This window comes from Microbacterium sp. No. 7 (assembly GCF_001314225.1).
In the GTDB taxonomy this organism is placed as follows: Bacteria; Actinomycetota; Actinomycetes; order Actinomycetales; family Microbacteriaceae; genus Microbacterium.
This window is the reverse complement of sequence record NZ_CP012697.1, coordinates 1,081,925-1,107,484: the sequence shown is the minus strand read 5'-3', so window position 1 is coordinate 1,107,484 and position 25,560 is coordinate 1,081,925. Positions and strand designations below refer to the sequence as shown.

Annotated in this window: 20 protein-coding genes; 7 read left to right on the top strand and 13 right to left on the bottom strand. The window is 70.7% G+C overall.

Annotation, left to right across the window (positions count from 1 at the left end):
- Window positions 1-12 precede the first annotated feature (12 nt).
- The 3 genes from AOA12_RS04885 to AOA12_RS04875 are packed head-to-tail and all read right to left on the bottom strand — an operon-like array spanning window position 13 to window position 4,240.
- Window positions 13-1,962: a hydantoinase B/oxoprolinase family protein gene (locus tag AOA12_RS04885; RefSeq protein ID WP_054680894.1), complete on the bottom strand. Its 1,950-nt coding sequence runs from the start codon at window positions 1,960-1,962 to the stop codon at window positions 13-15.
- Window positions 1,962-4,010 (bottom strand): hydantoinase/oxoprolinase family protein, encoded by a 2,049-nt coding sequence (locus AOA12_RS04880; protein ID WP_054680891.1) that lies wholly within the window; start codon window positions 4,008-4,010, stop codon window positions 1,962-1,964. The genes AOA12_RS04885 and AOA12_RS04880 overlap by 1 nt, the downstream gene beginning before the upstream one ends.
- Complete coding sequence (locus tag AOA12_RS04875; protein ID WP_054680889.1) at window positions 4,007-4,240, bottom strand: hypothetical protein; 234 nt, start codon at window positions 4,238-4,240, stop codon at window positions 4,007-4,009. Before AOA12_RS04875 ends, AOA12_RS04880 begins: the two co-directional genes overlap by 4 nt.
- A gap of 185 nt (window positions 4,241-4,425) precedes the next feature.
- Here AOA12_RS04875 and AOA12_RS04870 point away from each other — a divergent pair, with 185 nt between their 5' ends.
- The gene (locus AOA12_RS04870; RefSeq protein ID WP_197281055.1) at window positions 4,426-5,427 is read left to right on the top strand and encodes an AraC family transcriptional regulator; all 1,002 of its coding nucleotides are present in this window, start codon (window positions 4,426-4,428) and stop codon (window positions 5,425-5,427) included.
- 25 nt (window positions 5,428-5,452) lie between these two features.
- Here AOA12_RS04870 and AOA12_RS04865 read toward each other — a convergent pair whose 3' ends face one another.
- Entirely contained in the window at window positions 5,453-6,928 is a 1,476-nt protein-coding gene (locus tag AOA12_RS04865) for an aldehyde dehydrogenase family protein (protein ID WP_054680888.1), read from the bottom strand.
- Window positions 6,929-7,030: 102 nt separating this feature from the next.
- Here AOA12_RS04865 and AOA12_RS04860 point away from each other — a divergent pair, with 102 nt between their 5' ends.
- The gene (locus AOA12_RS04860) at window positions 7,031-8,170 is read left to right on the top strand and encodes an epimerase (RefSeq protein WP_156366395.1); all 1,140 of its coding nucleotides are present in this window, start codon (window positions 7,031-7,033) and stop codon (window positions 8,168-8,170) included.
- A gap of 93 nt (window positions 8,171-8,263) precedes the next feature.
- Here the strand turns inward: AOA12_RS04860 and AOA12_RS04855 are convergent, their stop codons facing one another.
- From AOA12_RS04855 to dctP, 5 genes are all read right to left on the bottom strand, one after another.
- A complete protein-coding gene (locus tag AOA12_RS04855) occupies window positions 8,264-9,724 on the bottom strand; it encodes an aldehyde dehydrogenase family protein (RefSeq protein WP_054680884.1) in 1,461 nt (486 codons plus the stop codon).
- Between the two features lie 33 nt (window positions 9,725-9,757).
- Window positions 9,758-10,537 carry an SDR family NAD(P)-dependent oxidoreductase gene (locus AOA12_RS04850; protein ID WP_054680881.1) on the bottom strand — a complete coding sequence of 260 codons (780 nt, stop codon included), beginning with the start codon at window positions 10,535-10,537 and terminating at the stop codon, window positions 9,758-9,760.
- A gap of 45 nt (window positions 10,538-10,582) precedes the next feature.
- The gene (locus AOA12_RS04845; RefSeq protein WP_054680880.1) at window positions 10,583-11,941 is read right to left on the bottom strand and encodes a TRAP transporter large permease; all 1,359 of its coding nucleotides are present in this window, start codon (window positions 11,939-11,941) and stop codon (window positions 10,583-10,585) included.
- A gap of 30 nt (window positions 11,942-11,971) precedes the next feature.
- Window positions 11,972-12,502 carry a TRAP transporter small permease subunit gene (locus AOA12_RS04840; RefSeq protein ID WP_054680878.1) on the bottom strand — a complete coding sequence of 177 codons (531 nt, stop codon included), beginning with the start codon at window positions 12,500-12,502 and terminating at the stop codon, window positions 11,972-11,974.
- Between the two features lie 132 nt (window positions 12,503-12,634).
- Complete coding sequence (gene dctP / locus AOA12_RS04835; RefSeq protein WP_082405944.1) at window positions 12,635-13,783, bottom strand: TRAP transporter substrate-binding protein DctP; 1,149 nt, start codon at window positions 13,781-13,783, stop codon at window positions 12,635-12,637.
- Window positions 13,784-14,226: 443 nt separating this feature from the next.
- On the opposite strand from dctP, the gene AOA12_RS04830 reads away from it, so the two are divergent.
- Complete coding sequence (locus tag AOA12_RS04830) at window positions 14,227-15,237, top strand: NADPH:quinone oxidoreductase family protein (protein ID WP_231637183.1); 1,011 nt, start codon at window positions 14,227-14,229, stop codon at window positions 15,235-15,237.
- Between the two features lie 25 nt (window positions 15,238-15,262).
- Here the strand turns inward: AOA12_RS04830 and AOA12_RS04825 are convergent, their stop codons facing one another.
- Both AOA12_RS04825 and AOA12_RS04820 read right to left on the bottom strand, forming a co-directional pair.
- Entirely contained in the window at window positions 15,263-16,060 is a 798-nt protein-coding gene (locus AOA12_RS04825; RefSeq protein ID WP_054680874.1) for an acyl-CoA thioesterase domain-containing protein, read from the bottom strand.
- Window positions 16,057-16,722, bottom strand: coding sequence for a GntR family transcriptional regulator (locus AOA12_RS04820; protein WP_054680871.1), 666 nt, complete (start codon window positions 16,720-16,722; stop codon window positions 16,057-16,059). Before AOA12_RS04820 ends, AOA12_RS04825 begins: the two co-directional genes overlap by 4 nt.
- A 143-nt stretch (window positions 16,723-16,865) precedes the next feature.
- Between AOA12_RS04820 and AOA12_RS04815 the strand changes: the two genes are divergently transcribed.
- Window positions 16,866-17,960 (top strand): Zn-dependent alcohol dehydrogenase, encoded by a 1,095-nt coding sequence (locus AOA12_RS04815; RefSeq protein ID WP_054680868.1) that lies wholly within the window; start codon window positions 16,866-16,868, stop codon window positions 17,958-17,960.
- A 150-nt stretch (window positions 17,961-18,110) separates the two neighbouring features.
- Here AOA12_RS04815 and AOA12_RS04810 read toward each other — a convergent pair whose 3' ends face one another.
- Window positions 18,111-18,968: an HpcH/HpaI aldolase/citrate lyase family protein gene (locus AOA12_RS04810; protein WP_054680866.1), complete on the bottom strand. Its 858-nt coding sequence runs from the start codon at window positions 18,966-18,968 to the stop codon at window positions 18,111-18,113.
- 184 nt (window positions 18,969-19,152) lie between these two features.
- Between AOA12_RS04810 and AOA12_RS04805 the strand changes: the two genes are divergently transcribed.
- The 3 genes from AOA12_RS04805 (at window position 19,153) to AOA12_RS04795 (ending at window position 24,076) form a co-directional block, all read left to right on the top strand.
- Window positions 19,153-20,388 (top strand): ABC transporter substrate-binding protein, encoded by a 1,236-nt coding sequence (locus tag AOA12_RS04805; protein WP_054680864.1) that lies wholly within the window; start codon window positions 19,153-19,155, stop codon window positions 20,386-20,388.
- A 119-nt stretch (window positions 20,389-20,507) separates the two neighbouring features.
- Window positions 20,508-23,327, top strand: coding sequence for an ABC transporter permease subunit (locus AOA12_RS04800; protein WP_054680862.1), 2,820 nt, complete (start codon window positions 20,508-20,510; stop codon window positions 23,325-23,327).
- Window positions 23,324-24,076 (top strand): ABC transporter ATP-binding protein, encoded by a 753-nt coding sequence (locus AOA12_RS04795; protein WP_054680860.1) that lies wholly within the window; start codon window positions 23,324-23,326, stop codon window positions 24,074-24,076. Before AOA12_RS04800 ends, AOA12_RS04795 begins: the two co-directional genes overlap by 4 nt.
- A gap of 93 nt (window positions 24,077-24,169) precedes the next feature.
- On the opposite strand, the gene AOA12_RS04790 is transcribed toward AOA12_RS04795, so the two are convergent.
- A complete protein-coding gene (locus AOA12_RS04790) occupies window positions 24,170-25,552 on the bottom strand; it encodes an MFS transporter (protein WP_054680859.1) in 1,383 nt (460 codons plus the stop codon).
- Window positions 25,553-25,560 lie beyond the last annotated feature (8 nt).

The following is a 25,560-nucleotide window of genomic DNA, read 5'->3' as shown; positions in this document are numbered from 1 at the left end:
CGCCCGGTGGCCTCAGCGACCGGCGCGCAGGGCGGCGGTCGCCTCCTCGTCGACGCGGAGGCCCTCGGGGTCGAAGTGCGGATCTCCGACCACGACGACGCCGTAGTCCCGCGCGGCGCCCTCGATGCTCACGTACTCGTCGCGCACGTCGGCGAGCACGTGCTGCGGGTCGCGGGCGAACGGGTCGCCCCATCCGCCGCCGCCGTTGGTGATGACGCGCAGAACGGTGCCCGCCCTCGTCGGCCACACGGGCTTCGAGGCGAAGTGGTGGTACTCGCCGTCGGGGTCGAGGAGCTTGGTCGCGGTGTCGACGACGCCCGCGATCACCTCGCTGCTCGCGTACTCCTCGTCGGAGAAGCCCACGAGGCTGTCGCGCTGCACCTTCTCCTGCGGCGGGAAGAACCACATGCCCCCGTTGGGCCCCGGCCGGCCCCCGTGCGCGGCGACGCCCGAGGGCTCCTTGTAGCGGAACGGGTTGAGGATCTGGTTGGCGTCGTAGAGCCACAGGCTGTCGCGCAGGTGCGCGGCACCCCCGCGGAACGTGCCCGGACCGCCCATGTCGATCGCGTGCTCCTTGCGCAGCAGCACGACCGGCGAGTCGTTCTCGATCGTCTCGGTCGCCGGGTCGATGTTGTTGAGGTTGTACATGACCGTGTAGCTGTCGCCGTCGCCGACGCGCGTCGCGCCCCAGGGCCCGTGCTCGCCGCCGCACTGCGTGGCGCTCGACCAGAACTGGCCCTCGCCGTTCACGCCGAACGCGTTGTGCAGGTTGACCGAGCCGTAGTCGCCGCCGGCCGCCTTCTCCCCCAGCACGGGGTTGAGGGCGTCGAAGACGGCGCCGATGAGCGCGCCCGAGCTCTCCCAGTACATCATCGTCGGCCCGTCGGGCGGCTCGGCCGACACGATCGTGCGCCGCGGCACCGCGACGTCGATGTTGCGCCACGTGCCCGAGGTGAACGGCGTGTGCGGGTCGAGCAGCATCGTCAGGGCGACGCCCACCGCGGTCTTCGCGTCGAGCGCGCCGGCGTTGATGCTGCCGCGCGCCTGCTCCGAGGTGCCCGACAGGTCGGCCTCGATGTGATCGCCGCGCTTGCGGATGTTCACGTGCAGGCGGTACTCGCGACCCCCGTCGAGACCGTCGGCGTCGAAGAGCGACGAGCCGGGGTAGTCGCCGTCGGGGATCGAGCGGATCGCCTCGCGCATGCGCTCGGCCGAGACGTCGACGGAGTAGCGCATCGTGCCCACGACCGCGTCGATGCCGTAGCGCTCGATGTCCTCGTGGATGAGCCGCTCGCCCAGCTTGAGCTGCTCGAAGGTCGCCATGAAGTCGGGCAGCAGCATGCCGCCCCAGCGCGTGTTGTCGAAGATCAGGCTGAACACGGCGTGCACCGGCTGATCCCTCTCCCACAGCAGCATCGGCGGGATGACGAGGCCGTTCTCGTAGACGTTCTGCTTCGTCGCGGTGAAGCCGCCCGGCACCGTGCCGCCCATGTCGGCCTGGTGCGCGACGAGGTTGACGAAGGCGACGATCCTGCCGTCGTGGAACACCGGACGGGTGAACAGCACGTCGTTGACGTGACGGCCGCCCCGGTACGGGTCGTTGGTGATGAGCACGTCACCGGGCTGCAGCCTGTCGACGCCGTACTCGATGATCGCGTTGCGGGGCGCGTCGGCCATCGTGCCGAGGAACGGCGTGAGGCCGTTGCTCGTGGCCACCATCGGGTAGTCGAGCTCGGGCCCGCCGCTGATCGTGCAGACGAAGTCGTACCAGTCCCGGATGATCGGCGAGAACGCCTGCCGCATGAACGCCGTCGCCATGTGCTCGACGGCGTAGCGCAGCCGGTTGAGCACGACGACCGACGTGAAGCGGTCGGCCCGGTAGGTCTGGTGGAACTCCTGCTCAGAGAGGGCGCGCACGCTCTCGGGAGCGAGATCGGCCGGGATCGGTCGGTCGTCGGTCATCATGCACCTCCGTGCTTGCGGATGATCAGTTCGGCGTGCGCACCGACGATGAGCCGGTAGTCGGCGGGCACGAAAGTGGTGGACAGCTCTTCGCGCACGATCGCGGGGCCGACGATCTCGTCGCCCGCGCGCAGGTCGTCGCGACGGTAGACGAGGGCCGCGACGTCGCCGACGTCCTCGATGTCGCCGAGGTAGCGCAGCGTGGTCGCCTTGAGCGGCCGCAGCGGCACGCCCGCGGCCTCGCGCGTCTCGAGCAGCGGGTAGTCGACCTTCTCGGTCTCCAGCACCGCCTGCAGGCGGAACGTCACGCCCTGCACGGGGTAGGCGTCGAAGCGGTTGCCGGCGCGCTGGAAGTACGTGTCGTGGAACGACGCGATCATCGCGCCCACGGCATCCGCGTCGATCGTGCCCGGCGGGACGTCGACGAACGGCGTGTCCCAGCTCTGCCCCACGAGGTGACCGTCGAAGGTGCGCTGGAAGGTCACGTTCGCGCCCTCCGGGATCTGCTCACGCAGCTCGCGCTCCAGCTCGGCGAAGACGCCGTCGATCGTGCCGGCCGCGTCGGGCGAGAGCACCGTGTAGACGCTGCGGCTCGCGGCGTAGACGCGGTCGGCCGAGAGCAGGCCGAGCGCCGAGAACAGGCCCGGGTGCGGAGGGACGATGACCTCCTTGCACTTGATGGTCTCCAGCGCGGCGGGCAGCAGCATGGGGCCCGCGGCGCCGTAGGCGATGAGGCTGTAGTCGCGCGGGTCGACGCCGTCCTTGATCGCGACGCTGAACAGGCCCTCGGCGATGTTCTCGACGGCCACCTGGAAGGCGTACCGCACGCGCTGCGCGAGCGAGAAGTCGCTGTCGAGTCCCTCGAAGGCCTGCTTGGCGAGCTCGCGGTCGAGGGTGAACTGACCGCCCGCGAAGTCGTCGCCGTCGATGATGCCGATCATGATGAACGTGTCGGTCGTGGTGGGCTGCGTGCCGCCGTTGCCGTAGCACGCGGGTCCGGGGGTCGATCCGGCGCTGCCGGGGCCGACGAGGACCTCCCCCGACTTGCCGATGCTCACGATGCTGCCGCCGCCCGCGCCGATCGCCGTGATGTCGGTGGCGAGGGCGTTGACGATGAGATCGTGCTCCAGCTCGAACGTGGTCTTGACGAAGGGCTGGCCGTCGGTCACCACGCTGATGTCGCACGAGGTGCCGCCCACGTCGGCGCACAGCAGCTTGCTCTCGCCGATGATCTCGCCGAAGTGCGCGGATGCCACGGTGCCGGCCGAGGGCCCCGAGAACACCACGCGGTACGGCGCCTCCATCGCCCGCTCGACGGGAACGAGCGTCGCGGCGCAGTCGGCGAAGTTGAGCTGGCCTTCGAAGCCGGCACCGCGCAGGCCGTCGTCGAGGCGCTTCGTGTAGTCGCGGTAGATGATCTTCATGCACACGTCGATGACGGTCGTCGAGGCGCGCGCGTACTCCTTCGCGAGCGGTGACACCTCGCTCGACACCGAGCACGGCACGTCGCCGAGCACCTCGGTGACGAGCTCGCGCAGGCGCAGCTCGTGCGCCGGCTGGTGGTAGCCGTGCAGCAGGCAGATCGCGACCCCCTCGACGCCGACGCGCTTCAGCACCTCCAGCTCGGCACGGGCCTGGGCCTCGTCGAGCTCGATGAGCACCTCGCCCGACGCCATGATGCGCTCGCGGATGCCGCGCCGCAGATAGCGCGGCACGAGCGGGCGCGCGGCGTCTCCGAAGCTGCGACGCCAGTGCGGGTCGAGCATGGCGGTCGCGGGCCGCCAGACACGGCCCATGTCGAGGATGTCGCGGTGGCCCTCGGTGGTGAGGAACCCGATCTTGGGCAGGTTGCGCGTGATGACGGCGTTGAGGCCGTGCGTCGACGCGTGGTTGAACGCCGTCGACCGACGCGGGTCGAGGGCGCGCGCGCCCTCGATGACGCTCTCGGCGACGTCGGCGTAGTTGGTGGAGACCTTGGCCGTCTCGATCCTGCCGTCGCGCAGCGCGACGACGTCGGTGAACGTGCCTCCCACATCGACCCCGATCATGCGGAGCCTCCCTTCATGACATCGATGAGCAGGACGATCGGTCCGAGCAGCGGTCCGCGCTCGCGCGACACGGAGTGCAGGCACTCCTGGCACTTGACCACGTCGAACCAGCCGCCCTCGGTGCAGACCGGGTAGGCGGCCAGCGCCTCCGCTCCGCACGCGGGACACGTGCCCTCCACTGCTCGGCGCTCCACCTGCTGGGGTGTCGCGACCTCGAAGCTCCCCTTCATCCGGTGCCTCCTCGCACTCCTGATGACCTGTGACGGCCCCGCCTCTGCACGGTGCCGGAATGAGAGTAGGCAGGGCGCACGGGCCCGCGACATCCGGTAAACGCACGTCTCCGTCCGATTCGCGCAGCCCCCTGTGCGCGCAGGGACAGGCATGCTATTTTGTGCATTATCAGGCTTGGCAGTCGGTGTCGACCGCCGCGGAGGTGATCATCGTGCGAGGGATCTTCGAGACCGTCACGCGGCTGGAGAACCACACGTCCGACCGGGACACGGCGCACGTGCGCGCCACCGAGGCGTTCGTTCCGCACGAGGTGCAGCTGAGCGACTCGCACGCCCTCGACTTCCACCTCAACGTCGCGGCGACCGACACGCTCGCCACCGGCGTGATGTCCTACGGCACCGCGGTGACGATCATGGCCGCGCCGATGGAGCGCCGCTATCACCTGAACTTCCCCGTGCGCGGCGACAGCGTCGTGTCGCAGGGCGGCGTGCGCCGCAGCTTCTCGGGGGCGAGCCGGGGCGCCGCCTTCAGCCCGCACGCGCCGCTCCTGCTGCACTGGACCGCGGAGTCGGAGCAGTATCACCTGAGCCTGTCGAAGGCGCGGCTCGAGGCGCACGCCGCCCGGCTGGTCGGTGCGCCCGTCGACGGCGACATCGGCTTCGACCTCACCTTCGATCTGAGCAGCCCGCGCGGCCAGACCGTGCTGTCGATGACGCGCTTCCTGCACGCCGAGCTGTCACGCGAGGACGGCATCGCGAGCATCCCCGTCGCCCTGCACGAGTTCGAGTCGTCCCTCATGACCCAGGTGCTCATGACCGTGCCCAACCGGCTCTCGGGCCTGCTGGAGGCCCCGGCCGGCCGCACGGCGCGGGAGCGGGTCAAGGACGCCGTCGCCTACCTCGACGAGCACGCGGGCGACGACATCGCCCTCGCCGACCTGTCGGCCGCGACGGGCATGAGCGTGCGTGCGCTGCAGGTGGGCTTCCGCCGCGAGATGGGCGTCTCGCCGACCGAGTACCTGCGCGGCGTGCGGCTCGACCGCGCGCACCGCGACCTCGTCCTGCGCGCGGGCACGGTCAGCGAGATCGCGGTGCGCTGGCACTTCTATCACCTCGGGCGCTTCGCCGCGCAGTATCGCGCGCGGTTCGGAGTGTCCCCGTCGGAGACGCTCCGAACCCGCGCGTGATCCCGCCTCGGGGTGCGCGCAGCGGCTATCGATCCAGCATCGTGACGATCGCCTTGGTCTCCAGGTAGTCCTCGACCGCCTCGACGCCGTTCTCGCGGCCCCAGCCGGAGAGCTTGTACCCGCCGGACGGCACCATCACGCCACCGCCGCGGTGCACGTTGATGCCGACCGATCCGGCGCGCAGCCGGCGCGCCACGCGGCTGCCGAGGCCGATGTCGCGGGTCCAGACCGTGGCCGCCAGCCCGTACTCGGTGTCGTTGGCCAGGGCGATGCCCTCTTCCACGTCGTCGAAGGGCACGATCCCGAGCACGGGCCCGAAGATCTCCTCCTGCATCATCGGGTCGGAGTTCTTGATCCCCGTGATCACCGTCGGGGCGAAGAAGTAGCCCTCGTCGCCGAGGCGCTGACCGCCCGCGACGATCTCGCCGCCGCTCCGGATGCCGCTCTCGACGTATCCCGTCACGCGCGTGAGCTGCTTCTGCGAGATGAGCGGGCCGATCTCGGCCACCGGATCGGTGCGATAGCCCACGTGGATGCCGTTCGCGATGTCGGCGATGCCGCTGACGACCCGGTCGTAGACCGACCGCTGCACGAAGAGCCGGGTGCCGGCGCTGCAGATCTGACCGGCGTTGCGGAAGCCCGCCTTCGCGAGCGCGGGAATGGCCTCGTCGAGGTTCGCGCTGTCCAGCACGACCTGCGGCGACTTGCCGCCGAGCTCGAGCTGCAGCTTCTTCAGGTTCGACTTCGCGGAGGCCTCCACGAGCAGGCGGCCCACCTCGGACGACCCCGTGAACCCGACCATGTCGAGGTCGGGGTGGCTCGAGATCGACGACCCGACGGGCACGCCGTAGCCGGTGACGATGTTCACGACGCCGTCCGGCACCCCGGCCTCCTGCAGGATCTCGCCGAGCAGGAGCGTGGTGAGCGGCGTCTCCTCCGAGGGCTTGAGCACGAGCGTGCATCCGGCGGCCAGGGCCGGGGCCACCTTCTGGGCGGCGGCCAGCAGCGGCGCGTTCCAGGGGACGATGAGACCGACCGCGCCGACCGGCTCCTTGACGGTGTACGCCGCGAGCCTGCCCGCGTCGGGCCCGATGTCGATCGTGCGGCCGTGGATCTTGTCGGCGATGCCGGCGATGTACTTGAACTGCGCCGCGACCTGCCCCACGAAGGCGCGGATCTCGGGGACGGGCCCGCCCTGGTTCAGGCTCTCCAGCTCTGCGAGCTCGTCGAGGTTCTCCTCGATCAGCGTGCCCACCCGCCACAGCACGTCGCGGCGGGTCGTGTTGGCGAGGCCGTACCAGCGACGCTCGTCGAACGCCCGGCGCGCGGCCTGCACCGCGGCATCCACGTCTTCGGGGGCGCCGAGGGCGGCCTGGCCCAGCACGGTGCCCTTGCCGGGGTCGTAGACGTCGAAGACCTCGCCCGATGCGGCCGGCACCCATTGGCCGTCGATGAGCAGCTTTCCGGGCTCGTTCAGCAGATTCAGTCTTGAGTGCGTCATTGCAGTCCTCACCTCGTGTTCGTCGGCGGATCGACACGAACCGTCTATTATTTAGTATAACAAATAGGCCGTTCCTCATCCCTACGACGAAGGAGTCCCCACGTGTCCCGCAACGATCGGACGACGGACATACAACGCACCGCTCTGGTGGTCGGAGGGACCGGCCCCAGCGGCCCTCACGTCATCCGGGGCCTGGTGGAGCGCGGATACCGCGTGTCGATGATGCACACCGGCCGGCACGAGGAGCCGTCCAATCCCGCGGACATCGAGCACATCCACACCGACCCCTTCGATCGCGAGCGCGTGCTCGAAGCGCTCGGCGACCGCGAGTTCGACGTCGCCGTCGTGATGTACGGCCGGCTGCGCGACCTCGCCCCGCTCCTCAAGGGCCGGGTCGGGCGGTTCGTCAGCGTGGGCGGCTTCCCCGCGCACAAGGGCTTCGGCGACCCCGGGGGCCAGCCCACCGGCGGGCTCAAGGTCCCCGGCCGCGAGTCCGGCGAGCGCTCCTCGGCCACCGAGGGCAACAGGAAGATCCAGCACATCGTGCGCAGCGAGGACGCGGTCTTCGCCGCGCATCCCGAGGCCTTCCACTTCCGCTTCCCCGTCATCTACGGGCCCCGGCAGCTCATGGCGCGGGAATGGCTTCTCGTGCGTCGCGTGCTCGACGGCCGCAAGCGCCTGATCCTGCCCGACGGCGGCGCCACGCTCCTCACCATCGCGTACTCGGGCAACGCGGCCGAGGCGCTGCTGTGCGCCGTCGACCAGCCCGACAACGCGAATCACGGCGTCTACAACGTGTGCGACGAATGGACGCCCACTCTGCGCCAGTGGGCGACGATCGTCGGAGAGGCGCTCGACCACGAGTTCGAGTTCATCGACATGCCCGCCGATCTCTCGCACGTCTCGCGCCCGCTGCTCAGCATGAACGACACGCATCACCGGCTGTTCCCGATGGACAAGGCGATCCACCGGCTCGGTTATCGCGATGCCGTGCCCGTCGAGCAGGCGCTCGCGGAGACGGCCCGCTGGCTGCTGCACAACCCGCCGGCCGACGACTCCGTCGACATGGGGGATCGCTTCGACTACGCCGGCGAGGACGCGCTCATCGACGCGTGGCTCCAGGCGAGGGCGAGCCTCGCTCCGCTGGCTGCGGCGATCGAGGCCGAGGGCGTGCTCGGGGTGCGCTACGCGCCCGGCTTCGACGAGGGCGCCGAGGGATGGGCCCTGCTCCGGCGGAGCTGATCCCCGTGCCTCCGAGGCACGGACGACGGAGGGGCTGGACCGGTCGCACCGGTCCAGCCCCTCCGCACGTGCTCAGGAGCGCACGTCAGCGCGTCAGCGCACGGGCCACTGCACGTGCTTGACCTCGAAGAACTCGCGGAAGCCCTCCTCGCCGTTCTCGCGGCCGATGCCCGAGTAGCCGGGGCCGCCCCAGGGCACGTCGGTGCGGAAGCCGCCGCCGCCGTTGATCGTGACGGTGCCCGAGCGGATGCGCCGGGCGAACGCGATCGCGTCGGGCGTGGGGCCCCACACGTTGGCGTTCAGGTGGTACTTGATGTCGTTCGCGATGCGTCCGGCCTCGTCGACGTCGTCGTAGGCGATCACGGTGCCGACGGGCGCGAACAGCTCCTCCTGCGCGATCTCGAACGAGTTGGTGAGGTTCGTCACGAGGGTCGGCTGCAGGAAGAAGCCCTCCAGGTCGGAGGGACGGCGGCCGCCGGTGGCGATCGTCGCGCCGGCCTGCACGGCACGCTCGAGGAAGCCCTCGACGCGCGTGACGTGCTCATCCGTGATGAGCGGGCCGAGCAGCGTCTTCGGGTCGAGCGGGTCGCCGATCGTCATGCCCTCCAGGAAGCGCGCGGTCTCCTCGGCGAACTGGTCGTAGTCGGCGCGCGGCACGAGCGTGCGCGTCGTCGCGCCACAGGCCTGGCCCGTGTTGCGGCAGAAGCGCAGCGCCGAGGCCTGCACCGTCGAGGCGATGTCGGTGCCGGGCAGGATGATGTTCGGCGACTTGCCGCCGAGCTCGAGCACGACCTTCTTCAGCGTGGGTGCCGCGAGCGCCATGATGTGGCTGCCGACCGCCGCCGAGCCCGTGAAGGTGACCAGGTCGACCTCGGGGGCCGAGACGACCTGCTCGGTGACCGCGGGCGGGCCGAACACGAAGTTGACGGCGCCGGCCGGGAAGCCGGCCTCCTCGATCAGGCGCACGACGGCGCGCGTCGTGAGGATCGCCTTCGGCGACGAGAGCAGCACCGCCGAGCAGCCCGAGGCGAGGGCGGGGCCGAGCTTCCATGCCGCGAGCATGACGGGCACGTTGAACGCCGTGATCGCGCCGACGACGCCGACCGGCTCGCGCAGCAGCATGCTGTCCGAGGTGATCGGGTCGTGGTGCAGGCCCATGGGCTGCTCGTAGCCGTCCTTCGGGCCGCGCTCGGCGGCCTCGGCGTACCAGCGGAAGAAGGTCGCCGGCTGGTCGACGTGCAGCGCGGCGCTCGAGATCGGCGCGCCGACCTCGGCGGCCACGAGCTGGATGAACTTCTCGCGGTCGCGCTCGATGAGGTCGGCGAGGCGGTGCAGCAGCACCGACCGCTCCTTCGGACCGAGCTTCGACCACTCGCCGCCGTCGAAGGCCTCGCGGGCGGCGGTGAGCGCGTGCTGCACCTGCGCCGCCGACGCCGAGCGGCTCGTGCCGAGCGGGCGTCCCGTCACGGGGCTGATCGAGACGATCTCCTCGCCGTCGCCCGCGACCCATCTTCCGTTGACGTACTGCTCCACGGGAGCGTACAGGTCAGTCATCCTGCTCTTCCTTTCCTGCGGCTCGGGCGCCGCTCACTTCTTGCCCAGCCCCATGTAGGCGTCCTGGCCCACGAGGTTGACCGTGGTGCTGATGCCGCCGTCGACGGCGATGATCTGACCGGTCACGTACGACGACGCGGGGCCGAGCAGGAACTCGATGACCGAGGCCATCTCGTCGGGCGTGGCCCAGCGCTTGAGCAGCGAGGTCTGCGCGAAGCCCTGCTCCGCGACCTCGTTGAGCGCGCCGACGAACGGCGTCTGGGTCGGGCCGGGGGCGATGCCGTTGACGCGGATCCTCGGCGCGAGCTCGGTCGCGAGCATCGTCGTCAGCGCGACGACCCCGCCCTTGGCCGCGCAGTAGCTCGGGTAGCCGATGCCGCGGATGCCGCTGAGCGACGACACGTTGACGATCGCGCCGCCCTCCTCGAGCACCGGCGCGGCCTCGCGGCACACGAGGAAGGTGCTGGTGAGGTTGACGTCGAGCGCGAAGCGCCAGTCCTCGAGCGTCGTGTTCGCGAGCGACTTGCGCACGTTGACACCCGCGATGTTGGCGACGCCGGTCACCGGTCCGAGGCCCTGCGCGACGGTGAAGATCTCCTTCACGACGTCCTCGTCGGCGAGGTTGCCCGCGACCGTGCGCACCTCGCCCGCGGCCCCGTCGAGCAGGCCCACGGTCTCGGCGAGTCCCTCCTCGTTGAGATCGGCCAGCACGAGGCTCGCCCCCGCCTTGGCGAGGCGCAGCGCGGTCGCTCGGCCCATGCCCGAGGCTCCGCCCGTGACGACGGCGACCCCTTGGAAGGTGTTGTCAGACATGCATTCGATCCTTTCTTGCGACGATCAGGGGCTCCGCGTCGGAGATCATCCGGCGGAGAAGGAAGGCAGCCACAGCGCCAGGTCGGGGAAGATCAGCACGAGGGCGACCATGACGAAGGCGGGGATGAGGAACGGCGTGACGCCCTTGAACACGGTGCCCAGCGGCAGCTTGGCGGCGGCCGCGACGACGAACGTGTTCATGCCCACGGGCGGTGTCACGAGGCCGATCTCGAGCAGCATCACGAACAGCACCGCGAACCACACGCCGCTGAAGCCGAGCTCGGTCACGATCGGATGCACGAGCGGCACGACGATGATGATCACCGACAGCGAGTCGAGGAACATGCCGAGCGGGATGAGGATCAGCAGGATGATGATCACCACGACGATCGGCGGCACCGAGAGCTCGCCGATCCAGCCCGCGAGCTTGTAGGGCAGCCGCGACTGCACGAGGAAGGTCGAGAAGACCCCCGCGCCGATGAGCAGCATGAGCGCCATCGCCGAGACCGACGCCGACTCCCGGGCCGCCTCGCGGGCGAGGTCCCACACCCGCTTGATGCCGTCGCGCACGTTCTCGAAGAACAGCATGACGAGGGCGACGAGCGCGCCGATGGCGGCCGACTCGGTCACGGTCACGAAGCCCGTGAACATGCCCGCGAGGATGACGGCGAAGATCGCCGCGAGCCACAGCAGCGCGCGCACGCCGCCCTTCGGCATCCGCGTGCGATCGGGCACCTCGCCCTCGCGACCCGCCGCCGCGTGCACGGCCTCGGCGAGGCCCTTCTCGGGCGGGACGATGTTGCGGCCGGCCACGAAGAAGATGTAGACCGCGTACGCGACCGCCGAGAGCACACCCGGGACGATGCCGGCGGCGAGCAGCTGGCCGATCGACTCGCGGGCGACGATGCCGTACATGACCATCGCGACGCTCGGCGGGATGAGGATGCCGAGGGTGCCGCCGATCGCGACGATGCCCGACGCGAACGACGCCTTGTAGCCGACGCGACGCATCTCGCCGATCGAGATCTTGCCGAGGCTCGCGGCCGTCGCGAGGCTGGAGCCCGAGACGGCGGCGAACCCGGTGCACGCCGCGACCGTGGCGATGCCGAGGCCGCCGGGCAGGAACCGCAGGGCGGTGGCGCCCATGCCGTAGACGCGCTCGGCGAGCTTGCCGTGCACGGCGAACATGCCGAGCAGGATGTACAGCGGGATGATCGACAGCGTGTAGTGCCCGACCGCGTTCCAGGGCGCGGACGCCAGCGTCGTGCCGGCGAGCTGCACCGAGCTCAGCAGGATGAGGCCCGCGGCGCCCGACCCCGCGAGCGCGAACGGGACGGGGACCTCGATCGCGAGCAGGACGAGGAGCAGGACGATAGCGATGCCGACGACGAGCTCGGTGCTCATGAGCGCCTCCCTCGGGGGCACAGGGGCAGGTCACAGCGCATGCGTGTGCTCCTTCTTGGGCTCGATGTCGCCCGTCGCGAGCCGGACGACCGACCGGACGAGACGGTTGTCGACGTAGACGGCCAGCACGACGAACCCCACGGCGAGCAGGATCTTGGTGGGCCACGTGGGGAAGGCGATGATGCCCTGCGTGAACTCGCCGCGCTCCGTGGCCGTGATGGCCTGGCCCACCACGCCGTACGCCATCCACGTGACGACGACGGCGACGACGAGCTCGCCGACGGTGCGCACGATCATCGCGGAACGTGCCGACAGCCTGTCGGTGAGCAGGGTGACGCGGGGGTTGACCTCGAGCTCCTCGGCGTAGACGAGGCCGAAGGCGAGGATGAGGACGACGAGCGTCTCGATGAGCTCGTACACCCCCGGGATGGAACGGTGGCTCACGAAGTTGCGCGACACGACGTCGGCCAGCATGATCACCATGATCAGCACGCCGACGACGGCGCTCAGCACCGCGAGGAATCGGCCGATCTTGCGAACGGCCACGTCGATGATCTTCATTGTTCTCCGCTCAGGAGCGTGTGCCTGGTCTGCTCACCGTAGGACGACGGCAGGCGGCGAGGGAAGGGGGCGGTGCTCCCGCCCCCAGCCGCCGCCGTGAGGCGGGGGCTGGGGGCGGGAGCACCGCGTCACTCAGCTCTCGTCGCAGATCTGCGCGATCGTCTTCGCGTCGCCCGTGACGTTCTTCTGCACCAGGCCGAAGTAGGTGTCGGCGAAGGCGTCGGGGTCGGCGATCTTGCCCTCGGCCTGCGTCTTCCAGTCTGCGACGAGGCGCTCGGTCGCGGCCGTCGCCCAGGCCTTGCCGTCGGCGTCGAGGCCGAGGCCCTGGATCGTCGCGCCCTGCTCCTTCAGGCTGGTGCACGCGTGGCCGATCGAGTCGTTCTGGTACTGCGCGTACACGCCCTCGTCGATCATCTTCGCGCTCGCGGCGTCGATGGCCTCCTTGACGTCGTCGGGCAGCGACTCGTACTTGTCGAGGTTCATGCCGAAGTTCACGACGGCGTAGGCGCCGGCGTCGTCGAGGCTGTAGATCATCGGGGCGACCTCGGCCAGGCTCAGGTCGACGTAGACGTCGATCGACTGCACGACGCCCTGGATGACGCCGCGCTCGATCGACTCGTAGACCTCGCCCGGCGCCATCGACACGGGGCTGACGCCGAGCAGCGAGAGGGCGGTGCCGATCTGGCTCGCGGCGCGCACCTGCTTGCCGTCCATGTCGTTGACGCTCGTGAGGTCGGTGCCTTCGACGAAGCCGATGACCGCCGGCGACTGGGCGCCGAAGAAGAGGATCTTCTGGTTGCGCTCCGCGTACTCGTTCGCGATCGTGTCGTCGGTCGCGACGAGCTCGTTGATCGCCGCGCCGACCGCAGCGTGGTCATAGGTCTGGAACCCGATCGAGGCGATGTTGGGGCTCACGAGCTCGGGCGAGTAGGCGGGGGTGTCGAAGGCCAGGTCGGCACGGCCGTCCTCGATGCACTCGAGCGCGTCGGCGGCGGCGCACAGGGCGGCGTCGTAGAACGCGTCGAACTGCACCTGGCCGTCGGTGAGCGCGGTGACCTCGTCCATCCAGACCTTGAACGCCTGGTTGGCCGGGCCGCTCTCGGGAAGGATCGACGTGTAGGTGAGCGTGATGGTCTCCTTGGCGTCGCCGCCGGTCGACCCGCCGTCACCGCCGGTCGAGCCCGTGTCGCCGTCGCCGCTGCAGCCCGCGAGCAGCAGGGCGGCGCCGGCGATGGTCGCCGCGGCCATGGCCATCTTCTTGGAACGGTGGATGCGTGGCATCTTTGCCTCCTCGTGTGCAGGAACTTCCTCGGTACTGCCGTCTCCGGATCCACTGCACTGCTCGGTTGTGTCTCTTGCCGTGGTGAGCAGCCTCGACCGGAGGGACGCCGTAATTCTACGATGTCATTCGAATATTCTCAATAGTGCACATTCCATAAGAATGGTACCCCCGTACAGGTCGACGTCCACGGGCGGCGATGAGCAGACGCTAGCCCCGCGCCCGGCACGCGCACTATCCCCTGCGCGCACGCGCCTGTCCGTTCGGCGCACGCGCTCGTCCGCCCGGCGCTCCCCGAGACCCGCACGAACGTGCACGATATTTTCCGCACAGCCATGCGCGATATCCTGTGTACGGTCCGACGCCGCCCGTCGACCCCGGGCGCCGCCGACGACGCCCTCACCCCGCCCGATGCGCATCGGGCCGATCACAAGGGAGCGCCACCGTGCCCGACGACGCGACGAACGAGCTGCCGACCACCATGCGCGCCGCCCAGGTGCACGCGCTCACGGGCATCGACGGCATCCGCCTCGACGACATCGCCGTTCCGTCCCCCGGCGCGGGCGAGGTGCTCATCCGCGTGGAGAACGTGGGCCTCTCGCTCGCCGACCTGATCGTCGCGCAGGGACGCTACCAGTCGATCCCCGACCTCCCGTTCACGATCGGCATGGACCTCGCCGGCGTCGTCGCCGCCGTCGGTCCCGGCGTGCGGCGCACCGCCGTCGGCGACCGCGTCGCCGCGACGCTGCACTACGGCGCCGCGGCCGAGTACGCCGTCGCACCCGAGACGATGACCTTCCCGCTCCCCGCGAGCACGGAGCTCGCCGCCGCGGCGGCCGTGCCCGTCAACTACCTCACGGCCCACTTCGCCCTGCACGTGCGCGCCCAGCTGCGCGCGGGCGAGACCGTGCTCGTGCACGGCGCCGCGGGCGGCGTCGGCAGCGCCGCGACGCAGGTCGCGCGCAGCCTCGGCGCCCGCACGATCGCCGTCGTCAGCAGCGACGAGAAGGCCCGCTTCGCCGAGGCGCACGGCGCCGACACGACCGTGCGCGTCGACGGCTTCAAGGATGCCGTGCTCGAGGCCACCGACGGGCGCGGCGTCGACGTGGTCGTCGACGTCGTGGGCGAGGCCGTGATCCTCGACTCCCTGCGCGTGCTCGCCCCCTTCGGGCGCCACCTGGTGCTCGGCTTCGCGCAGGGCGAGCCGCCCTCGGTCAAGGTCAACCGCCTGTTGCTGCGCAACATCGACGTGCGCGGCGTCGGCTGGACGGGCTACGTCGAGGCCGACCCCGAGAACGCGTGGCGGCAGTGGGACGAGCTGTATCCCATGCTCGAGTCGGGCGGCATCGCGCCCGCCGTCGGCGCACGCTATCCGCTGGAGCGGATCGCCGACGCGCTCGCCGAGATCCAGGGACGCACGTCGCTCGGCAAGATCGTGCTCGACGTGCGCGGCTGAGCCCCGCGCGCAGGGGTGCCGCGGGTCAGCTCGTGCGCGAGTGCGAGATGCCGGTGAGCGACGTCACCGCGAACGGGCCCCGCTCGTCGAACATGACGGCGCTGCCCACGCTGATGCCGTCGTTCTCCGACACGTGCGTCGCGACGATGCCCACGCCCCCGCCGACGGGCGAGCGCGAGATGTTGAGGTTCGCGTCGATGTTGATGTGCTGCAGTCCTCGCGAGCCCGCGTTGACCGCGAAGCTCGTGATGTCCGAGACGAAGCCCGCGAGCACGTCGCCCGAGACGCGCTCGCCGTCGACGAGGTCGATCGCATACTGCCAGAGGCCGCGCCGCACGCCGCCCGCCAGCGTGGTCACGTCGGTCGTCCACCCCGTCTGGGCGCTGTGGTGCACGCGCCACTGCCGGTCGTGGCCGACGCCGGCGGGCGGCGGGGCGACGTCGAGGCCGGGCAGCCACAGGTCGTTGCCGGGTGAGCCCGCGGCGACGGCGAAGAAGAAGTGGCCGCGCGCGACGTCGCGCCCCTCCTGCGACAGCACGACGTCGATGAGGGTGACCCGCGCACCGCTGCGGACGACGTCGGCGCGCACGTGCGTGGGCACGAGACGCGCGCGGGCGAACAGCTCGAAGCCGGCGCGCACGAGGCGCTGCTCGAGGCCGCGCGCCTCGGCCTCGACGATCGCCGTGCGCGTGAGCAGGCCCGTGATCGCGGGGCCGTGCAGCTGGTCGGGCTTCCATCCCGCGATGCCGATGTCCTGCGGCAGGAAGAGCCCGGGCTCGTCGGTCGAGAGGTAGTAGCCCAGGCGTTGTTCGGGGTGCGTCATGAATCGCTTTCGGGTGCGGGGTGCGGTCGGGTGGCGGCAAAGTGCTCGGCGAGCTTCTCGCCCGAGTTGCGGATGTGCGCCGCCATCGCCTCCCGCGCGGCGTCGGCGTCGGCCGCGACGAGCGCCGTCATGACCGCGCCGTGGTCGGCGACGGTCGTCTCGGGCCAGCCCTCGATCTCGGCGTAGAAGGCGCGCGGCACGTACTTCGCGAACGTGCCGAGCGCCCAGCGCAGGCGCTCCGAGCCGGCCAGGCGGTAGATCGCGCGATGGAACTCGTGGTTCTTCTGCTCGAGCAGGGCCGTGTCGCCGCCCTCGGCGGCATCCATGAGCTCGCGGTGCAGCGCCTCGAGCGCGTCGAGGTCGGCGCGCGTCGCGTTGCGCGCCGCGCGCGCCGTGAGCTCGCCGGCCAGCAGCGCGTGCGCCTCGAAGATGTCGCGGATGTCGGCGGCCGTCAGCGGCGCGACGGTGAAGCCCTTCCGCGGCACGAGCTCGAGGAACCCCTCCGCGCGGAGCGCCTGGAAGGCCTCGCGCACGGGCGTCGCAGAGACCTCCAGCGCCTCGCCGACGACCTCGGCGCGCACGGCCTCGCCGGGGGCGAACTCGCCGGCCATGATCGCCTGCCTCAGGTAGGAGACAACCTCGTCACTGAGCTGTCGTCGCATCGCCTCTTCCTCCTCGCGTGTGCCGCACGTCACAACGTTAGCCGCGCGAACGAGTCGCGCCCGACACCGCGCTGGACACACCGGGCATTCCCGATAGACTGAGCCAAAAATATAAACAATACTTTGCGTCGAAGGAGACAGCGATGAAGGCAGCCGTGATGTTCGGGGTCGGCCAGCCCCTCGAGATCCGGGACATCGAGCTCGATGACCCGCAGCCGCGCGAAGTGATCGTCAAGGTCAAGGCGAGCGGCCTGTGTCACAGCGACCTGCACACCCTCAAGGTCGACTTCGGATGGCCCGTGCCGCTCGTGCTCGGCCACGAGGTCGCGGGCATCGTGGAGGCCGTCGGCGACCAGGTGACGGCGGTCAAGGTCGGCGACCACGTCGTCGGCAACGTGATCTCCACGTGCGGCGTGTGCGACTCGTGCAGCCGCGGCGAGCCGACGCGCTGCACGAACCCGGGTGCCATCCGCCGCGGTCCCGACGAGCGGGCGCGGTACACCCTCGACGGGCAGGCCGTGACGCAGATCGGCGACATCGGCGGCTTCGCCGAGAAGATCCTCGTGCACGAGCGCAACCTCGTCGTCGTCGACAAGAGCATCCCGTTCGACCGTGCCGCCCTCCTGGGCTGCGGCGTCGTCACGGGCATCGGCGCGGTCAAGAACGCGGCGAAGGTCGGGTTCGGCGACACGGTGGCCGTGATCGGATGCGGCGGCGTGGGCCTGAACGTCGTGCAGGGCGCGGCCCTGTCGGGCGCCCGCAACGTCATCGCGCTCGACCTGCAGCCCGCCAAGCTCGAGCTCGCCAGGAAGTTCGGCGCGACCGACGTCATCAACCCCGCCGAGGAGCCCGACGTCGTCGCGCGCGTGCGCGAGATCGTCGGCAAGGGCGGCGTCGACTTCGCCTTCGAGGTGATCGGCCTCCCCCAGACGGCGCAGCAGGCGATCGACATCACCGACGTCGGCGGCACCGCCTACGTGCTCGGCAAGATCCCGCCCGGCAAGACGGTCGGCCTCGAGTCGAACGACCTGCTCCGCGGCCAGAAGAAGCTGAGCGGCCTATTCATGGGCTCGACGATCGCGAGCATCGACGTCCCGCTGTACGCCACGATGTACCAGCAGGGCCGCCTCAACCTCGACGACCTCGTCTCGGAGACCATCTCGCTCGACGAGATCAACGAGGGCTACGAGAAGCTGGAGAAGGGCGAGACCGCCCGCAGCGTCGTCGTCTTCGACTGACCCTTCTCCCCCACCTCTCCCCGCCCCCACCGTCCCACCCCACCGTCCTGCGAGACTGCACCGGTGCGACGAGACTGCCGGTCAGACGTGCAGTCTCGTCGCACCGGTGCAGTCTCGCAGGGTATGGGGGACGAGGAGAGGGAGGGCGGGTCAGCGGGTGGACTGGGCGAGGATGCGCTCGGCGCGCTCGCGCACGGGCTTGTCGACCATCTGGCCGTCGACCTGCGCGGCGCCGTCGGTCTCGGCGGCCGCGGCGACGACCCGGCGGGCCCACTCGACGCGCTCCGCGCTGGGCAGGAAGCCGGCGTGGATCGGCGCGATCTGCCCCGGGTGGATGCACAGCTGGGCCGTCGCGCCGAGCCCGCGCAACCGCACGGCCTCGCGCTCAACGGTCTCGAGGTCCTTGATCTCGAACGGCGGCGACGCGATGGGACCCGCGAGGCCCGCGAGGCGCGACTCGACGACGAGCTGCGCGTACACCCAGTCGACGGTCGACGAGACGATCTCGATGTCGAGGTCGAAGGACAGGTCGGCGGCGCCGACGGCGAAGCGCGTCAGCCCCGGCGCCGCGGCGATCTCGCGCGTGCGGGCCACGCCCGCGGCGCTCTCGATGAGGGCGATGATCGCGGTGCCGTCCGCCGCCGAGGGACCGGCCGAGAGCGCCGCGTGCACGCGGGCGATCGTCTCGGCGTCCTCCGCCTTGGGCACGAGCACGCCCGCGAGCCGCTCGCGCGCCGCCGCCGGCAGCTCCGCCAGCGCCGCGAGGTCGCGCTCGAACCACGCGGAGTCCGCCGCGTTGATGCGCACGTGCACGGGGCGCGAGAGCCCCCCGTCGAGGGCTGCCCGCAGGTGCTCGAGCGCGACGTCCTTCTCGTCGGCGGCGACGGCGTCCTCGAGGTCGACGATGACGGCGTCGGCGGCGCTCGCGAGCGCCTTCTCGAAGCGGTCGGGCCGCGAGGCCGGCACGAACAGGTAGGAGATCGCGGACGAGGGGGCGGGGGGCGTCATATCAGGCATGGTCCATTATCGATCGGTCGCGACCGGGCGCGCGGACAGGCGAGGACGGACCGTCCGCGGCCGTTCTGTAACGGTTGGGTAAACGACAGACATACTACGCAATATTTTTAATACAGTCTGCTACCTTCAGGGGGTGCCGTCCCATCACGGTTGATGGGCAAGTAAGGGGTTTTCAATGAAGAAGAACAACTGGATCAAGGTCGCCGCCGCCTCGGGCGCGGTGCTCGTGCTCGCCCTCGCGGGCTGTGCGGGGGGATCCGACGACAACGCCGGCAGCACCGGGGGCAGCGGTGACGGGGGCTCCTCCTCCGAAGGCAACAAGACGATCATCGCCGGCGTCTCGGCGCCCAAGACCGGCCCGGTCGCGTCGGCCGGCGAAGGCCAGGCGTGCGGCTTCGAGGCGTTCTTCGACGCCGCGAACAAGGCCGGCGGCATCGGCGGCTACGACGTCAAGGTCGAGACCCGTGACAACCAGTACGAGGGCCAGGCCTCGGCGACGATCGCCCAGGAACTCGTCGCGGAGGGCGCGGTCGCCATCTTCGCCGGCGGCACCGTGCCGATCGACGGCGCACGCGGCGCCACGACGGCCTCGAACGTCGTGCTCCTCGGCGCGGGCGACGGCGCCGCCTTCGCTCCCCCGCAGGCGCCCGGCGACTACAGCGTGTACCCCCGCTACCAGGACGACATGGCGAGCGCGATCGACTACGCCGCCACGGACCTCGACGCGAAGAAGGTCTCGGTCGTGCTCGCGCTCGGCGCGGGCGACGCCTCGATGGCCGCCGCCGACGGCGCCGCCGCCAAGGCGGGCGTGGAGCTCGGCACGACGGTCGAGCTGAACCTCAAGGAGCCGCAGTGGGCGGCGTGGGCGAAGCAGCTCAAGGACGCGGGCGCCGAGGCCGTCTACGTGCAGCACGTCGACACGACCCTCGCGCAGCTGCAGAAGGAGTCGGCGAACATCGGCTACACGCCGAAGTGGATCCTGGCGCCCTTCGGCTACGGCCCCGGCTACCTGGAGCTCGCGGGCGACCTCGCCGAGGGCACCGTCATCGCGCAGTGGGCGTGGCCCTCGGTCGCGACCGAGGAGGCGTCGGTGACGGAGTTCATCGCGGCCGTCGAGGGCTACAGCGACGCCTGCGCGGCGATCCTCGACAACCCCAACGTCGGCGTCGGATACAACCACGCGGCGATCCTCGCGCACGGCATCGAGCTGGCCGCCGCCGACGGCGACGTCACCGGTGAGACGATCGCCGCCGCGCTGCAGGAGGTCTCGGGCGAGCCCTTCGGCACCGTGCCCTCGGTGACCTTCACCGCCGAGTCGCACGCGGGCGGCGACCAGGTCTCGTACTGGACCGTCACCGACGGCGTCCTCGTGAACAGCGGTGACTGGCGCGACGTCGTCGTCGCCGACTGACCGCCCGACACCCGAGCAACGACCGCCGCTCCGCTCCCTGGACCCCCCGGCCAGAGAGCGGAGCGGCGGCGCATACCGCCCTCGCCGCAGCTCCCACGCCCAAGGAGGATTAGCACGAGATGCTGACCGTCATCCTTTCCGGAATCGTCACCGGATTGCTCTACGCCCTTGCGGGGCAATCCCTCGTCGTGATCTACCGCACGACGAAAGTCCTGAACTTCGCCATCGCCGGGCAGGGCGTGATCGTCGCCTACCTCGCCTACGAGATGCTCGGCGCCGGCCTCCCCTACTGGCTCGTCTTCCCCACCGTGATCCTCGCGGGCGCGGTGCTCGGCGCCATCGTCGAGCGCCTCGTCGTCTTCCCGCTGCGCCGTCAGCCGGTGCTGACGATCGCGGTCGCCACCCTCGGCGTGCTGCTCATCCTGGAGGGCCTCGCGGGCTGGATCTGGGGCCCGACGCCCAAGTCGCTCCCCCGCATCCTGGGCGAGCTGTCGCCCATCACGCTGGGCGACTTCGTCGTCGCGCCCAACCAGATCTTCGTGATCGTCGTCGCGGTCATCGCGACCGTGCTGCTGCTGTGGCTCATCGAGAAGACCAAGCTCGGCCTCGGCATGCGGGCCACGAGCTCGGGCCCGCTGACCGCCTCGATCCTCGGCGTGAACGTGTCGAACATGCGCCTGAACAGCTGGATCATCGGCGGCGCGTACGCGGCGCTCGCGGCGCTGCTGGTGACCCCGATCCGGTTCCTCTCGCCCACCGAGTTCGTCACCTTCATCCTGTCGGCGATCGCGGCGGTCGTCATCGGCGGCTTCACCAACATCGTCGGCGTCGCGATCGGCGCCGTGCTGTTCGGCGTCGGCTCGGCGCTCATGGTCATGTACCTCGACAGCGGCATCATCGCGACCTTCACCTTCGTGGTCATCGCCCTCGTGCTGCTGTTCCGTCCGCACGGCCTGTTCGGCAAACCGGAGAAACACGTCTCCGAGCCCGAGATCATCAACCGCAAGCCCCAGTCGCTGCTCACGAAGCTGCTGCCCGGCGGCGGGCGCCCCCGCGCGCACGCCCCCGCGCTCAAGCCCCGCGCGAAGCGCACCGTCGCCCTCGTGGGGTGGATCGTCGCCCTCGCGCTGTTCGTGCTCGTGCCGTTCACGCAGGGCGCGGCGACCATCTTCCTCGTCGGCATGATCCTCGCGACCTACATCGCCGTCGTCGGCGTCAACGTCGTGACCGGCTACACCGGCGAGGTGTCGCTCGCCACGAGCGGCCTCGCGCTGCTCGGCGGATACGCGATGGCGATCGCGCTCAAGGCCGGCTGGTCGCTGCCGCTCGCGCTCCTGATCGCGGTCGTCGCCGCGGTCGTCGCCGGCATCGTCATCGGCCTCATCGCGACGCGCGTGGCGGGGATCTACCTGGTGGTGCTGACGCTGCTGTTCGCGTTCGTCGTGCCCGAGCTGGTGAACGTCTTCAAGGACATCACCGGCGGGTTCTCGGGCCTCGCGGCGCGCTCCGACATGGCCCCCACGACGATCTCGCAGTACTGGCTCATCCTGGTGCTCGCGATCGTGGTCACGGCGCTCACCCTGTGGCTCACCGGCAACCGCATCGGACGCAACTGGCGCGCCGTGCGCGACAGCGCGAACGGCGCGCGAGCGCTCGGCCTCAACCCGAGCACGGTCAAGCTCGGCGCGTTCGTCTACGGCGCCGCCCTGGCCGGCCTCTCGGGCGCCCTGATCATCCTGATGTCCGCGTTCGTCGGCCCCGAGAGCTTCAGCATCTTCTGGGCGATCTACATGCTGCTGGCCGTCGTGCTCGGCGGCACGGGGTCGATCGGCGGCAGCCTGATCGGCGCGGTCTTCGTCGTGTGGGTCCCCCGCAACGTCGGCGACCTGCCCATCCCGCTGATCTTCGGCATCGCCCTCATCCTCGTGCTCCTCGTCGCCCCGGGCGGTGTCGCGGGCCTGTACGAGAAGCTCGTGCGTCGCGTGGCCGCGCGGTTCGGGCGTGGTTCGGCGGTCGTCTCCGCCGAGCCGCTCGAGCTCGCCGACGCGGGCGAGGCCGAGCTGCACCTGGCGACCGACGCGGAGGTCCCCGGCGCGGGCGCGACCGGCGTGCTGCGCGTGCCGAGCAAGAAGGATGCCAAGCGCGCGGCGGCGGCCGCGACGCGGCCCGTGCAGCCGGCCGCGTCCCCGGCGCCGGTGGCGCCGGACGCCCTGCTCTCGCTGAACGGCCTGAGCACGGGCTACGGCGCGGGCCTCGTGCTGCGCGGTCTGACGCTGCACGTGAACGCGGGCGAGATGGTGACGCTCCTGGGCGCGAACGGCGGTGGCAAGTCGACGGCGCTGCGTGCCATCTCGGGCCTGCTTCCCGTGCTCGACGGCTCCATCACGTGGCAGGGGCAGCAGATCGGCTCGCGCGGACTGCACACCGCTGCGGCGATCGCGCGCACGCGCCTGTCGCACGTGCCCGAGGGCCGCGGCATCTTCCCCGACCTGTCGGTGCTGGAGAACCTGAAGCTGGGCCGGTTCGCCGACTCGTCGCAGTCGAACGCGGAGTTCGAGACGCGCCTGGAGCGCGTGTTCGGATACTTCCCGATCCTGAAGGAGCGGCTGAAGCAGGACGGCGGCACGCTGTCGGGCGGCGAGCAGCAGATGCTCGCGATCGGACGCGCGCTCATGGGCGGCCCGAAGCTGCTCATGCTCGACGAGCCGTCGCTGGGCCTGTCGCCGCTGTACTCGCAGCAGGTGCTCGACAACCTGCGCCGCATCGTCGACGACGGCGAGACCGCGGTGCTGCTCATCGAGCAGAACGCGCGCGCGGCCCTCGAGCGCACCGATCGTGCGTATGTCCTCTCTCGCGGCACGGTCAAGCTCGAAGGCACGGCGCACGAGCTGCTGACCGAGCACGACCTCTCCGAGCTGTACCTGGCGGTGGAAGCATGAACGTGAACCTGCTCGAACTGGACGACGTCTCCAAGCACTTCGGCGGTGTCGCCGCGACACAGAACGTGTCGCTGGCGGTGCGTCCGGGGCAGCGCGTGGGACTGATCGGCCCGAACGGGGCCGGCAAGAGCACCCTGGTGAACATGATCTCCGGCGGGCTGCGCCCGTCGTCGGGCACGGTCACCTTCGACGGGCAGAGCCTGCGGGGCGTCCCGGCGCACCGGCGGTTCGCGCTCGGCATCTCGCGCACCTTCCAGAACCTGGAGATGTTCCTGTCGATGACGGTGCTGGAGAACGTCATGGTCGCCGCCGAGGGCAAGACCTCGCTGGCCCCCTCGCTGACGCCCCGGCACCAGCGCACGGCGCACGCGCAGGCCCTGGAGGCGCTGGAGCTGATGAGCATCCGCGACTACGCCGACGTGCCCGCGGGCGAGCTGCCCTACGGCATCCGCAAGCTCACCGAGCTCGCCCGCGCGTTCGTGACCCAGCCCAAGCTGCTGCTGCTCGACGAGCCCGTCGCGGGCCTGTCCGACACCGAGGAGTTCCTCGAGGTGCTCGGCCGCGCCCTCGACGAGCTGGGCTGCGGCGTGCTGCTCGTCGAGCACGACATGCCCACGGTGCAGCGGCTCACCGAGTACGTCTACGTGCTCGAGACCGGCAAGCTCATCGCGGAGGGCACCTACGCCGAGGTGTCCAAAGACCCGCACGTCATCGAGGCCTACCTCGGCAAGGAAGCAGAACCCCACTAACCCCCGGCACGTGCCCCCGCAACGCGAGGGTGCCAGTTATCTCGTCGAGATAACTGGCACCCTCGCGTGTTTGCGTGGGTCTCGGCGGCGGCGTCACGCGGCGCCGCGCGCGCGGCGCCCGCCGCCCGCGGAGGGGAGCGTGAGCCCCACGATCACCGCGAGCATCGCGAGACCGCCGAGGAACGTCGCGGCGGCCACGAAGCCGCCCGTCCCGGGCGCCCCCACGCTCGCGGCGATGATCCCGAACATGATCTGGGCCCCGATCGCGCCGCCGACCGTGCGCATCGTGTTGTAGATGCCCGCGGCGAGCCCCGAGGCGTCGGCAGGAGCGGCGAGCATGATCAGCGCCGGCAGCGACGCGTAGGCCATCCCGACCGAGACGCCGTGCAGGAAGAGCAGGACGATCAGCAGCCACAGGTGCCCGGGCATGAACAGCGACACGACCGCGATCCCGACGTTGATCGCCCCGCAGAGGATGTAGATCCGCTGGTATCCCAGGACCGGCACGATGCGTGCCGCGAGCACGCCGACCACGAGCGTGCCGGCCGAGATCGGCAGCATCACGAGGCCGCTGACGGCGGGGGGCAGCTCGAAGTCGAGCCGCGCGTCGGTGAGCACGATCGGCACGATGTTGTAGGCCGCGAAGCCGAGCGCGCCGAAGAGCAGGGTCCCGTACGACGCACGCCGCACGCCGGCGATGGTGAACAGCCGCACGTCGATGAGCGGCACGCGGGCGCGCCACTCCCCCATCGCCCAGCCGGCGAGCAGCACGAGGCCGAGGGCGAGGATGCCGAGGGTCTGCGGCGCCCACCAGCCCCACAGGTCGCCGAAGGTGATCGTCAGCAGGGCGCACGACAGGCCCGAGACGAAGAGCACGCCGCCCCACCAGTTGACGTCGGCGGCGCCCGCGCGCCGCGGCGCGTCGCCGCGCACCTGGGGCAGCATGAGCACGATCGCGGCGGTCGCCATGACGAGCGGGAGCAGGAAGACGGCGTGGAAGCCCCAGAGGCTCGTGATGGGTCCCGAGAGGCTGAGCCCCAGCGCGCTGTTGACCGCCATCGTGCTGGAGATCATCGCGATCGCGCCGCTCACCCGCTCGGGCGGATACGCGGCGCGGGCGATCGACATGCCCAGCGAGATCGTCGCGGCGCCGAACCCCTGCATCATCCGCGCGACGATGAGCATGATCATGCTGTCGGCGACCAGGGCGAGCACGATGCCGACGACGAAGACCGCCAGCAGGATGACGAGCGTGCGGCGCAGCCCGATCAGGTCGCCGATGCGCCCCGCGATGGGCGGTGTCACCGCGCCCGTCACGAGGAAGCCCGAGATGAGCCACCCGGCCTCGGCCGGGTTCGAGTCGAAGTGCCGCGTGATCTCGGGGACGACGGGGACGATGATCGCCTGCAGCGACGAGTAGGTGGCGACGGAGAAGAAGAGCGCCAGTCTCAGCGACCGGGGTGCGGCGGCGGCCATGCGCGCTC